At 73.2% G+C, this 11,918-nt stretch carries 12 protein-coding genes; 2 read left to right on the top strand and 10 right to left on the bottom strand.

What is annotated here, in order from left to right:
- Positions 1-161: 161 nt before the first annotated feature.
- The 5 genes from ABZ624_RS21970 to ABZ624_RS21950 are packed head-to-tail and all read right to left on the bottom strand — an operon-like array spanning position 162 to position 4,777.
- Positions 162-914 carry a hypothetical protein gene (locus ABZ624_RS21970; RefSeq protein ID WP_360091309.1) on the bottom strand — a complete coding sequence of 251 codons (753 nt, stop codon included), beginning with the start codon at positions 912-914 and terminating at the stop codon, positions 162-164.
- A 20-nt stretch (positions 915-934) separates the two neighbouring features.
- On the bottom strand, positions 935-2,677 hold the full coding sequence (recN, locus tag ABZ624_RS21965) for a DNA repair protein RecN (protein ID WP_360091306.1): 1,743 nt from the start codon (positions 2,675-2,677) through the stop codon (positions 935-937).
- Positions 2,678-2,728: 51 nt separating this feature from the next.
- Positions 2,729-3,634: an NAD kinase gene (locus ABZ624_RS21960; protein ID WP_360091303.1), complete on the bottom strand. Its 906-nt coding sequence runs from the start codon at positions 3,632-3,634 to the stop codon at positions 2,729-2,731.
- Positions 3,631-4,446 (bottom strand): TlyA family RNA methyltransferase, encoded by an 816-nt coding sequence (locus tag ABZ624_RS21955; RefSeq protein ID WP_360091300.1) that lies wholly within the window; start codon positions 4,444-4,446, stop codon positions 3,631-3,633. Before ABZ624_RS21955 ends, ABZ624_RS21960 begins: the two co-directional genes overlap by 4 nt.
- 7 nt (positions 4,447-4,453) lie before the next feature.
- On the bottom strand, positions 4,454-4,777 hold the full coding sequence (locus ABZ624_RS21950) for a hypothetical protein (protein WP_360091297.1): 324 nt from the start codon (positions 4,775-4,777) through the stop codon (positions 4,454-4,456).
- Between the two features lie 42 nt (positions 4,778-4,819).
- Between ABZ624_RS21950 and ABZ624_RS21945 the strand changes: the two genes are divergently transcribed.
- Positions 4,820-5,167 (top strand): sterol-binding protein, encoded by a 348-nt coding sequence (locus tag ABZ624_RS21945; protein WP_360091294.1) that lies wholly within the window; start codon positions 4,820-4,822, stop codon positions 5,165-5,167.
- Here ABZ624_RS21945 and ABZ624_RS21940 read toward each other — a convergent pair.
- The 4 genes from ABZ624_RS21940 to ABZ624_RS21925 form a co-directional block, all read right to left on the bottom strand.
- Positions 5,151-5,999, bottom strand: a complete 849-nt coding sequence (locus ABZ624_RS21940) for an ABC transporter ATP-binding protein (protein WP_360091291.1) — start codon at positions 5,997-5,999, stop codon at positions 5,151-5,153. The two genes, ABZ624_RS21945 and ABZ624_RS21940, sit on opposite strands and share 17 nt — an antisense overlap.
- Complete coding sequence (locus ABZ624_RS21935; RefSeq protein ID WP_360091830.1) at positions 5,996-7,027, bottom strand: iron chelate uptake ABC transporter family permease subunit; 1,032 nt, start codon at positions 7,025-7,027, stop codon at positions 5,996-5,998. The genes ABZ624_RS21940 and ABZ624_RS21935 overlap by 4 nt, the downstream gene beginning before the upstream one ends.
- An 11-nt stretch (positions 7,028-7,038) precedes the next feature.
- Positions 7,039-8,082: an iron chelate uptake ABC transporter family permease subunit gene (locus ABZ624_RS21930; protein ID WP_360091288.1), complete on the bottom strand. Its 1,044-nt coding sequence runs from the start codon at positions 8,080-8,082 to the stop codon at positions 7,039-7,041.
- A gap of 133 nt (positions 8,083-8,215) precedes the next feature.
- Entirely contained in the window at positions 8,216-9,244 is a 1,029-nt protein-coding gene (locus ABZ624_RS21925; protein ID WP_360091285.1) for an HAD hydrolase-like protein, read from the bottom strand.
- A 94-nt stretch (positions 9,245-9,338) separates the two neighbouring features.
- Between ABZ624_RS21925 and ABZ624_RS21920 the strand changes: the two genes are divergently transcribed.
- Positions 9,339-10,622, top strand: a complete 1,284-nt coding sequence (locus tag ABZ624_RS21920; RefSeq protein ID WP_360091282.1) for a DUF1015 domain-containing protein — start codon at positions 9,339-9,341, stop codon at positions 10,620-10,622.
- 117 nt (positions 10,623-10,739) lie between these two features.
- Here ABZ624_RS21920 and ABZ624_RS21915 read toward each other — a convergent pair whose 3' ends face one another.
- Positions 10,740-11,483 carry a hypothetical protein gene (locus ABZ624_RS21915; protein ID WP_360091827.1) on the bottom strand — a complete coding sequence of 248 codons (744 nt, stop codon included), beginning with the start codon at positions 11,481-11,483 and terminating at the stop codon, positions 10,740-10,742.
- Between the last annotated feature and the right edge of the window lie 435 nt (positions 11,484-11,918).

The following is an 11,918-nucleotide window of genomic DNA, read 5'->3' as shown; positions in this document are numbered from 1 at the left end:
GTGTTCCCTCAAGCATGCCAGGGGGACCGGCCGTTACGGGAAATCCGGCGGGCGCACAGTGCGGCGGGCCGGGGCAATGCGCCGGAGCACGTCACCCACACGGGTGAGCGACGCCCCGGCACGGACGACCGGCCCCCACCGTATACGGCAAGGTCAGACGCTCACAGCGCCCGCGCCCAGGCACTCACCCGGTCCCCGTACACCGTGGCGGCCACGACCGCGACGGCGTGCGCGAGAAGGCCGGGGCGCTGGTTGCCGGCCACGACGGCCGCTCCCAGCGCCGCGCCGAGGGCGTGCGCCCCCGTGTCCCCGATCATCGTGCGCTCGCCGAGGTCGCCGGGCAGAACGGCCGCGGCGGCGCCGGCCGCGGCGGCGGCCAGCTCCCCCGCCGGGCCGCCGCGCAGCAGCCCCGGCGCCCCGAGCGCGAGCACGGCACCGGCCGCCCGGCCAGGCCGTACGTCGAGGAGATTGACGACGTGCGCCGCCCCGGCGATGACGACCCCGGCGAGCACCTTGTCGACGAACCGCTCCTTCATCAGCGCGCCGGCCACCAGTCCGGCCGCCGATATCCCGAACAGCTTCACGGCCCCACTGGTGACCTCCCCGTCCCGCAGGGCCCCCAGGTGCGCCCGGAACCCGCGCCGCGGATCCCCGGCCCCGGCGACGTCGTCGTACGCCCCGCACACCCCGGCCGCGAGCACGGCGAGCCCGGCACCGGGGTGCGCCCGGGCGGCCCCGACGGCCGCCGAGACCGCGGAGGCGGGCCCCGCGTACAGCTCGACGGTCCGGCCCGCGTAGTTCGTCCGCTCCCAGCGCCCCCGGCCGCCGGGCGGAGCGGTACGGAGCAGGGCCTGGCCGGCCCCGGTGAGCGCGGCGGCTAGCAGGAACGGGCGGGACTCTCGCTCGACGATCATCCCGCCACCCTAGAACCGGCCTACAGGTCGGCCCGCGCCGTGGCCAGCAGTTCCTCCGCGTGGGCGCGGGCCGTCTCGGAGTCCTCCTGGCCGGCCAGCATCCGGGACAGCTCGCGGACGCGTTCCTCGCCCTCCAGCACCTTCACGCCGGAGCGGGTGACCGACCCGTCGTTCGTCTTCTCGACCAGCAGCTGCCGGTCGGCGAAGGCGGCGACCTGGGGCAGGTGGGTGACCACGACGACCTGCGCGGTCCTGGCGAGCTTCGCCAGCCGCCGCCCGATCTCGACCGCGGCCTTGCCGCCGACACCGGCGTCGACCTCGTCGAAGAGATACGTCGGCACGGGGTCCGTCCCCGCGAACACGACCTCCACGGCGAGCATCACCCGGGACAGCTCACCGCCGGACGCGCCCTTGGCGATGGGCCGCGGCGGCGCGCCCGGGTGCGGGGCGAGCAGCAGCTCGACCTCGTCCACACCCGACGGCCCGTAGGCGACCCTGCGCCCGCCGACCTCGACGCCCTCCGGGTCCTCGGTCTGACGGATGTCGAAGGACACGCGCGCGTGGGGCATCGCCAGCGAGGCCAGCTCGGCGGTCACGGCGGCCGCGAACCGGTCGGCGGCCTCCGCCCGTGCGTCCGTCAACGCCTGTGCCAGACCGCCCAGTCCGGTCCGCAGCGCGTCCCGCTCGGCGGTCAGCTCCGCGATCCGCTCGTCGTCGCCGTCCAGCTCGGTCAGCCGCGCGGCGCTCTGCTCGGCCCAGGCGAGTACGGCGTCGATGTCGTCGCCGTACTTCCGGGTGAGGGCGGTGAGGGCGGCCCGGCGCTCCTCGACGGCGGCCAGCCGCAGCGGATCGGCGTCGAGGTCGTCGGCGTAGCCCGCCAGCTCCCCGGCGACATCGCCGAGCAGGATCCCGATCTCCCCGATCCGGTCGGCGAGGGCGGCCAGCGCCGGATCGTGCGCGCGCACGGCCTCCAGCGCCCGGTGGGCGCCCGCGACGAGCGTCGCGGCATCGATCCCCTCGGGGTCCTCGGGATTGCCCGCGAGAGCGGCGTGCGCGGCCGTCGCGGCCGACGACAGCGCCTCCGCGTGCCCCAGCCGCTCGGCCTCCTCGGCCAGCTCGACGTCCTCCCCGGCCCGCGGCTCGACGGCGGCGACCTCCTCCAGCCCGTACCGCAGCATGCCGGCTTCCTGCGCCCGCTCACGCGCGCGCGTGACGATCTCCTCCAGCTCGTCGGAGACGGCCCGCAGCCGGCGGTAGGCCTCCGAGTACTTGGCGAGCGGCACGGCGACGGCGTCGCCCGCGTACCGGTCCAGGGCCTGCCGCTGCCGGGACAGCTTCAGCAGCCCCTGCTGGTCGGTCTGCCCGTGCACGGCCACCAGGTCGTCGGCCAGCTCGGCGAGCAGCCCCACGGGGACGCTGCGCCCGCCCAGGTGCGCCCGGGAGCGGCCCTCGGCGGAAACGGTCCGGCTGATCAGCAGGGCCCCGTCGTCCAGCTCGGCCCCGGCCTCCTCGGCGCGTAGGGCGGCGGCGGCGTCCGCGGGGACGGTGACCCGCCCCTCCACGACCGCTTTCCCGGCCCCGATCCGCACGAGCGCCGGGTCCGCCCGCCCACCGAGCAGCAGCCCCAGGCTGGTGACCACCATGGTCTTGCCCGCACCCGTCTCACCGGTGACCGCGGTGAACCCGGGCGACAGCTCGACGACGGCATCGTCGATGACCCCGAGCGACCGTATCCGCATCTCCTCCAACACGGAACAGACCATACGAGGTCCGGGGCGGGAAGCGCACACAGGCCGCTCTTTCCGGTGACGCTTCTAGTGAGGCGCCCCTCGCCACCCGGTGGTCGGCAACGCGAACTTCGCCACCAGCCGATCCGTGAAGGACGAATGGTGCAACCGAGCCAGCCGCACCGGCACAGCCCCCCGCCGCACCTCCACCCGCGCCCCCGGCGGCAACTCCACGGTCCGCCGCCCGTCACACCACAGAACCCCCGGAGGGATGTGCGGCAGAACCTCCACCGCGAGCACCGAGTCCGGCGACGTCACCAGCGGCTTGGCGAACAGCGCATGCGCACTGATCGGCACCATCAGCAGCGCCTCCACCTCGGGCCACACCACCGGCCCGCCCGCCGAGAAGGCGTACGCCGTGGATCCGGTGGGCGTGGAGAGGATCACCCCGTCGCACCCGAACTCCGACACCGGACGCCCGTCGATCTCCAGCACGACTTCCAGCAGCTTCTCGGCGCCGGCCTTCTGCACGGCCGCCTCGTTCAGCGCCCAGTCCGTGTGCACGATGTCCCCGTTGCGGTGCACGACGACATCGACGGTCATCCGCTCCTCGACCTCGTAGGAGCGTGCCACCACCCGGTCGACCACCCGATCGAGGTCGTCCCGTTCGGCCTCCGCGAGAAATCCCACCCGTCCGAGGTTGACGCCGAGCATCGGCACCCCGGACGCCCGGGCGAACTCGGCGCCCCGCAGCAGCGTGCCGTCACCGCCGAGCACGATCAGCAGCTCGCACCCGTCGAGGCACTGCGGAGTGGCCTCCTTGACCAGCTGCACCTCGTCCGGCAGCGGCAGGTCGCGCGCCTCCTCCGCCAGCACCCGCACCCCGATGCCATGCCGCAGCAGTCCCTTGACGACGAGTTCCGCACTGCGGATCGCCGCGGGCCGCCCGGTGTGGGCGAGCAGGAAAACAGTACGCACCAGGTTCTGTGTCAACGCGGCCCCTCCGCCACTGCACGGTCGACGTCGGCCGGGTCCACCTGGGGTGCGCCCGCCCGCAGCCAGAGAAAGTACTCGACGTTCCCCGAGGGCCCGGGCAGCGGACTCGCGGTGACCCCCTGCACCCCGAGCCCGAGCTCCCAGGCCTTCTCGGCCACTCCCCGCACGGCCTCCGCGCGCAGCTGCGGACTCCGTACGACACCCCCGCTGCCGAGCCGCTCCCTGCCCACCTCGAACTGCGGCTTGACCATCATCACCAGGTCGGCGTCCGGCCTCACGCACCGCTTGAGGGCCGGCAGCACCAGCCCGAGCGGGATGAAGGACAGATCACCCACGACAAGATCCACAGGTTCCCCATCGATCGCCTCGAGAGTCAACTCGCGTACGTTCGTACGGTCCTTGACGGTGACGCGTTCATCGCTCTGAAGAGACCAGGCGAGCTGTCCGTATCCGACGTCCACGGCGACGACGTGCGCGGCGCCCGCGCGCAGCAGGACGTCGGTGAAGCCGCCGGTGGAGGCGCCGGCGTCCAGCGCGCGCCGGCCCTCGACGACGAGCCCCTGCGGGACGAACGCCTCCAGCGCGCCGGCGAGCTTGTGTCCGCCCCGGGAGACGTAGTCCGGGTCGCTGTCGTCGGCCTGGACCACGATCGCGGCGGCGGTCTCCACCTGGGTGGCCGGCTTGGTCGCCACGGTCTTGCCGACGGTGACCCGCCCGGCGGCGATCAGCTGGCCGGCGTGCTCACGTGAACGCGCGAGCTTCCGGCGGACCAGCTCCGCGTCCAGACGGCGACGTGCGACTCCTGCCACGTTCGGTTCAGCTCCTGCTCTGGTGGTACGGCGGTGAAGGCGCCTTTTGGTACGACGTCGGGGGCACCGGAGGTCCCGGGCGGGCGTCGAGCGCGGTGAGCGCGTCGCGCAGCCCCCCGTGTACATCCTCGTACACCTCGACGTGTCCGTCGGTGGCGAGGTGGTCGGCGTCGGCGAGCCGCGCCAGTTGGGCGTCGACGTCGGCGTTGCCGGTGGGGGTGCGCGGGACGTTCAGGGGGGCGGGCACGGCGGGGTCGTAAGCCTCCGGTGCCTCCACCGCCTCCTGCACTGAATCCTGCCGGATCTCCGTCTCCGGAACCGAGTCGCTCATGCCCAGACGCTATCGCGAACCGCTGGGGTACCGTCGTGGGCGATGGCCACGACCGAGGAGTGCCGCGCCGCACTGGGAAAGCTTTCGGACAACATGCAGGGCGCCGAGGGCGACGTCCGTGCGGCCGCCGCCCTGGACCGCGCGGTGAGCTGCCACATCACCGATCTGGACGTCACCTTCGAGGGCCGGATGACGGGCGGGCGGATCGAGGTGGACGAGACCCACCCCGGCCCGCCGCGGGAGGAGGCGCAGATCAGGCTCGCCATGGCCGGGGACGATCTGGTGGGCCTGGTGGACGGCCGGCTGAACTTCGCGACCGCCTGGGGGACGGGCCGGGTGAAGCTGGAGGCGAGCCTGCTGGATCTGTTCCGGCTCAGGAAGCTGCTGTGACCTTCTCCGCGCGTGCCTTGCGGGCCGCCGGTACGACCAGCGGGGTCCCGGTCTCCGGGTCGTCGATCACCTGACACCGCAGCCCGAACACCTGCTCCACCAGCTCGGCCGTGACGATGTCGTTCGGGGCGCCCTCGGCGATCACCGCGCCGCCCCGCAGGGCGATGAGGTGGGTGGCGTAGCGGGCGGCGTGGTTGAGGTCGTGCAGGACGGCGACCAGGGTGCGGCCCTGGGTCTCGTGCAGCTCGGCGCACAGGTCGAGGACGTCGATCTGGTGCTGGATGTCGAGGTAGGTGGTCGGCTCGTCCAGGAGCAGCAGCGGGGTCTGCTGGGCGAGCGCCATGGCGATCCACACCCGCTGCCGCTGTCCGCCGGAGAGCTCGTCGACGTACCGGTCGGCCAGCTCGGCGACCCCGGTCTGCCGCATCGACTCCTGGACGATCCGCTCGTCCTCCGCCGACCACTGGCGCAGCAGGCCCTGGTGCGGGTAGCGGCCCCGGCCGACGAGGTCGGCGACGGTGATGCCGTCGGGCGCGATCGACGACTGCGGGAGCAGGCCCAGGGTCCGCGCCACCTTCTTGGCGGGCATCGACTGGATGACCTCCCCGTCCAGGAGCACCCTGCCCTCGCTCGGCCTGAGCATCCGTGACAGCGCCCGCAGCAGCGTCGACTTGCCGCACGCGTTCGGACCCACGATCACCGTGAAGGAGTTGTCGGGGATCTCCACCGACAGCTGTTCGGCGATGACGCGCTGGTCGTAGGCGAGGGTGACGTTCTCGGCGGACAGGCGGTTCACGGTGCTCCTAGTCGTGTCGGTGTTCGTGCCGCTCATATCCGGCCCGCCCTGCGCTCGGTGACCAGCAGCCACAGCAGGTAGCAGCCGCCGAGGACACCGGTGACCACGCCGACGGGCAGCTGGTCGGCGCCGAACGCGCGCTGCGAGGCCCAGTCGGCGGCGACCAGCAGCGTGGCGCCCATGCAGAGGGAGGGCAGCAGGTTCGGGCCCGGGGAGCGGGTCAGGCGGCGGGCGAGCTGCGGCGCGGTGAGCGCGACGAAACCGACGGGTCCGGCGGCGGCGGTGGCGGCGGCGGTGAGCAGCACGGCGGAGACCATCAGCAGCAGCCGGAGGCGCTGCACCCGCACCCCGAGGGCGTTCGCGACGTCGTCGCCCATCTCCATCATCCTCAGCCCGCGCGCGTTCGCGAGGACCAGTGGGACGAGGACGGCGCACAGCGCGAGCAGCGGCCATACCTGGTCCCAGTCGCGGCCGTTGAGGGAGCCGGTCATCCACACGACCGCGCGGGCCGCGTCGACCAGGTCGGCCTCGGTGAGCAGATAGCCGTTGACGGCCGTCATGATCGCGGAGATGCCGATGCCGACCAGGACGAACCGGTACCCGTGCACACCCTGCTTCCAGGCGAGGAGGTAGACGGCGAGTCCGGTCACCAGGCCGCCGATCAGCGCGCCGAAGGTGACCTGGGAGGCCGTACCGGACATCAGCACGATGACGACCAGCGCGCCCGCCGTCGAGCCCTGGGAGAGGCCCAGCACGTCCGGGCTGCCGAGCGGGTTGCGCGAGACGGACTGGAACAGCGCGCCGCCGAGGCCGAGCGAGGCGCCGACCAGCAGCCCCACCAGCACGCGCGGCAGGCGCAGTTCGTTGACGATGAAGTCCTGGTACGCGGTGCCGTTCCCGGCGAGGGTCCTGAGCACATCACCCGCGGGTATCTTCGCGTCACCGGTGCCGATCAGCGCGACGCCCACGGCGCATGCGGCGGCCAGCAGCAGGCCGACGACGATCAGGGCCCGCAGGTCCAGGCGCAGGGAGAGCCCGCCGGGAGTGCGTACGGCCCGGTTCATGGAGCGGGTCTTCACAGCTGGGCCGTCCTCCGCCGTCGTACGAGAAAGATGAAGACCGGGCCGCCGATGAGTGCGGTGACGATACCGACCTGGAGTTCCGAGGGGCGGGCCACGACCCGGCCGATGACGTCGGCGCCGAGCAGCAGCACCGGGGACAGCACCGTGGCGTACGGCAGGATCCAGCGCAGGTCGGGGCCGGTGAAGGAGCGCACCGCGTGGGGCACCATCAGGCCGACGAACACGATCGGACCGCAGGCGGCGGTGGCGGCACCGCACAGCACGGTGGCGGCCAGCATGGCCAGGGCGCGGGTGCGGCCCAGGTGGGCGCCGAGGGCGCGGGCGGTGTCGTCGCCCATCTCCATGGCGTTCAGCGGCCGGGCCAGCGCCAGCGCCAGGACCGTACCGACCGCGAGGAACGGCAGCACCTGCAGGATGGTCGAATCGGTGGCGGACGCCAGCGAACCCACCGTCCAGAAGCGCATCTTGCCCAGCGCCGCGTCGTCCGTGATCATCACGGCCTGGAGATAGCCGTACAGGGCGGCGCTGATCGCCGTACCGGCGAGCGCGAGCCGCACCGGGGTGGCACCCCGGCTGCCGCCGAGGAACCACACCAGCGCGCCGACCGCCGCCGCCCCCAGGAAGGCGAACCACACATAGCCGGTGAGGCTGGTGACGCCGAAGTAGGTGATGGCCGTGACGACGGCCGCCGAGGCGCCCGCGTTGATGCCGAGCAGTCCCGGGTCGGCCAGCGGATTGCGGGTGAGCGCCTGGAGCACCGCGCCCGCGAGGCCGAGCGCGGCACCGGCGAGCAGACCGAGGACCGTGCGCGAGAGCCGCTCGTCGACGACGACGTCGCCGTAGGTCCCCGTGTCGTGGAACAGGCCGTGCCAGACCTGGTCCGGCGACAGTGCTTTCGCCCCGATCGCGATGCTCGCCACGGCGACGAGCACCAGGATCGCGACGGACAACAGGAACCCAAGGGCCCTGACCGCCTGGCGGGTTGGGGGCGCGGGGGCGGTCTCCGCGCGCTGTTCCGGAGGACTGTCGACCAACACGAGGTTAGGTTAGCCTATCCTCGCTCCCGATCTCGATCCCCGGTGCGTGCGCGTCGGAGTCTGCATGGGTCGGAGTCTGTATGCGTCGCAGTCCGTAGGCGTCGGAGTCCGTAGGCGTCGGAGTGAGTCCGCGTCACAGTCCGAGACGGGCCAGCGCCTTCCCTCCGTCCAGCTCGCAGGAGCCGTCCCCGGCCGCCGTCCAGGCCGCCGCGCACAGGGCCCGCAGTCCGTCCAGCGCCTCGCCGTCCCCCTCCAGCGCCAGCCGGTCCGCCCCGGCCGTCGCCGTGAACCCGCCGCAGGAGAAGCCCCCCGAGACCGCGGTGACCTCCGGCTGCCCGGTGAGCAGCCCGCGCAGATCGGCGTCCACATAGGTCGGCCGGTGCTGCGGTGGCGCCGCCAGCAGCTGGGCACCGTCCGTGACACCGGTCAGCACCAGCAGGGAGTCGACCTCGCCGTTGAACGCGCCCTCGATGTCCGTGTCCAGCCGGTCCCCGACCACCAGCGGCCGCTGCGCACCCGTCCGGATGATCGTCTCGCGGTGCATCGGCGGCAGCGGCTTGCCTGCCACCTGCGGCTCCTTGCCCGTCGCGATCCGTACGACCTCCACGGCCGCCCCGTTGCCCGGCGCGATGCCCCGGCCGCTCGGAATCGTCAGATCGGTGTTGGAGGCGAACCACGGCACCCCGCGCGCGACCGCGTACGCCGCCTCCGCGAAGCGACCCCAGGTCAGATCCGGCCCGCCGTACCCCTGCACGACCGCCGCCGGGTCGTCGTCCGCCGACTCCACCGGCGTCAGACCCCGCTCGCGCAGCGCCACCCGAAGCCCCTCACCGCCGATCACCAGCACTCGCGCCCCGGCCGGCACCTGCTCACTGATCAGCCGCGCGACCGCCTGCGCCGACGTGATGACGTCGCCCGCACCCGTCGGTATCCCCAGCTCCGTCAGATGCTCCGCCACCACGTCCGGGGTCCGCAGCGCGTTGTTGGTGACGTACGCCAGACGCATCCCGCCCGACCGCGCCACCGCCAGCGAGTCCACCGCGTGCGCGATCGCGTTCCCGCCCGCGTACACCACCCCGTCCAGATCGAGCAGCGCCGTGTCGTACGCCTCGCTCAGGGCCTGCCCACTGCCCTCGGGCCTCGTCCTGACCGCCTGGCTCATTCCACATCGCTCCTCGTTCGCCGACGTCCAAAAGGCCTTCCCTCGCCTTTCCCCCGATCATCCCGCACGCCACTGACACACGTACGATGCCGGGATGAACACTGCAGGTCACTCGGAAGCAACGGCGCCCCGAGGCCTGGAACTCACCCCGTTCCGCGGCCTTCGCTACGACCCCGACCGGGTCGGCAGCCTGGCCTCCGTCACCTCACCGCCGTACGACGTCGTCGTCCGCCCCGACGGGGTGCACCACCTCCAGTCGGCCGATCCGCACAACATCGTTCGGCTGATCCTGCCCCAGGCCGACACCCCCAGCACCCGTACCGAACAGGCCGCCGACACACTGCGCCGCTGGCTGGACGAGGGCATCCTCGCCGCGGACCCGGAGCCCGGACTGTACGTCTACGAACAGCGGGACGGAGGCGACATGCTGCAACGCGGTGTCATCGGCGCGCTGCGGGTCTCGGAGCCCGCCGAGGGGGTGGTGCTGCCGCACGAGGACGTCATGCCGCCGGTGGTCGCCGACCGCGCGGCCCTGATGCGGGCCACGCGCGCGAACCTGGAGCCGCTGCTGCTGACCTACCGCGGCGACGGCACGGCCGCCGAGGTCGTCGAGCGCACGGCGGAGAAGCCACCGCTGCTGGACACGACCACCGAGGACGGCTACCACCACCGCCTCTGGTCCATCACCGACCCCACCGACCTGGCCCGCATCCAGTCCGACCTCGCCCACCAGCAGGCCCTGATCGCCGACGGCCACCACCGCTGGGCCACCTACCTGCGGCTGCGCGCGGAGCACCCCTCCCCCAGCCCCTGGGACCACGGCCTGGTCCTGCTCGTGGACACCGCCCGCTACCCGCTGCGCGTCCGCGCCATCCACCGCCTGCTGCACGGCCTGCCGGTCACGGACGCGCTCGCAGCCGTGGAGGGCCTGTTCCGGGTACGACATCTCGACGCACCGCTCACCGAGGCACTGGAGGCGCTCGCGGACGCCTCCTGCGCGGGCAACGCCTTCCTGCTGGCCGGCGACGGCGCCTTCCACCTGCTCGACCACCCCGACCCGGACCTGCTGGCCCGCACGATCCCGGCCGACCGCCCGGCCGCCTGGCGTTCCCTGGACGCCGCGGTCCTGCACGCCACGCTGCTCGACCACGTCTGGCACATCCCCGAGGACTCCGCGGCCCACGTCGCCTACATCCATGACACGGCCGCGACGGTCGCCAAGGCGGAACACGACGGCAGTACGGCCGTCCTGATGCACCCCGTCCGCGAGGAGGTCGTACGCGACCTGGCCCGCCAGGGCGTGACGATGCCCCGCAAGTCGACGTCGTTCGGCCCGAAGCCGGCGTCGGGGCTGGTGCTGCGGGCCCTGGAGATCTGAGCCCACCAGGCTCAGGAACGCGGACTTCGGAACGCGAACTTCCGAACGCGGACTTCCGAACGCAAAAGAGGGCAGGCCCCTGGGGAGCCTGCCCTCTTCCTGTCCAACAGCTACAGGTCAGTCCTCGTCGCCGTCCTCCTGCGACGGCTCCTCGGACGCACCCTCGCTCTCGCTCTCGCTCTCATCGAGGGCGTCGACGAACTCGACGCCGTCCAGCTCGGCGAGCCGGTCGGAGGCGTCCGTGCTGCCGTCCCGGTCGGCCTCCACGGCCTTGGCGAACCACTCCCGCGCTTCGGCCTGCCGGCCGGCGGCCAGCAGGGCGTCGGCGTAGGCGTACCGCAGGCGCGCGGTCCACGGCTGGACCGAGTTGGAGGCCAGCTCCGGGCTCTGCAGGGTCACGATGGCCGCGTCCAGCTGACCCATGTCACGCCGGGCACCGGCCGCGACGAGCCGCATCTCGACCTGACCGGCCTTGTCCAGCTTGTGCACCTCGGAGGCACCGGCCATGTCCAGCGCCTTCTCCGGCCGCCCGAGCCCACGCTCGCAGTCGGCCATGACCGGCCACAGGTCCGCGCTGCCGCTCATCCGGCGCGCGGCCCGGAACTCGGCGAGTGCCTCGCTGTACTTCTGGCTGGCGTACGCCGCGAACCCGGCGGCCTCGCGCACGGCGGCCACGCGGGACGCCAGACGCAGGGCCACCTTGGAGTAGCCGTAGGCGCCCTCGGGGTCCTCGTCGATGAGCCGGGCCACCATCACCAGGTTCTTGGCGACATCCTCCGCGAGCGTCTTGGGCAGGCTCTGCAGCTCCTGCCGGACGTCCTTGTCGATCTCGTCGCCGGTGACGTCCTCCGGGATCGGCAGCCGCTTGATCGGCTCGCGGTCGCGGTCCCGGTCGCGCTCATCGCGGAAGCGGCCACCGCCCCGTCGGTCGTCCCGTCGGTCGTCACGCCGGTCGTCACGTCCCCGGAAGCCACCGGGCCGACCGCCACGGTCGTCGCGACGGGGCCCACGGCCGCCGCGGTCGTCGCGGCCCCGGAAGCCACCGCGGTCGCCCCGATCGTCACGCCGGTCATCGCGACGGTCGTCCCGTCGGTCGTCCCGTCGGTCGTCGCGACGGTCGTCGCGGCGGTCGTCCCGGCGGAAGCCACCGCGCTCGCCACGGTTGTCGTCGCGGTCACGCCGGCCGTAGCCGCCACGGTCGTCGTCGCGGCGGTAGGACGGACGGTCCCCGCCACGGTCGTCGCGACGGAAGCCACCCCGGTCGTCACGGCGCTCGTCACGACGGTCGTCCCGACG

Source organism: Streptomyces sp. NPDC007205, from assembly GCF_040634095.1.
Lineage (GTDB): Bacteria > Actinomycetota > Actinomycetes > Streptomycetales > Streptomycetaceae > Streptomyces.
The sequence above is the reverse complement of the archived record's forward strand: the minus strand, read 5'-3'. Positions and strand labels throughout refer to the sequence as shown.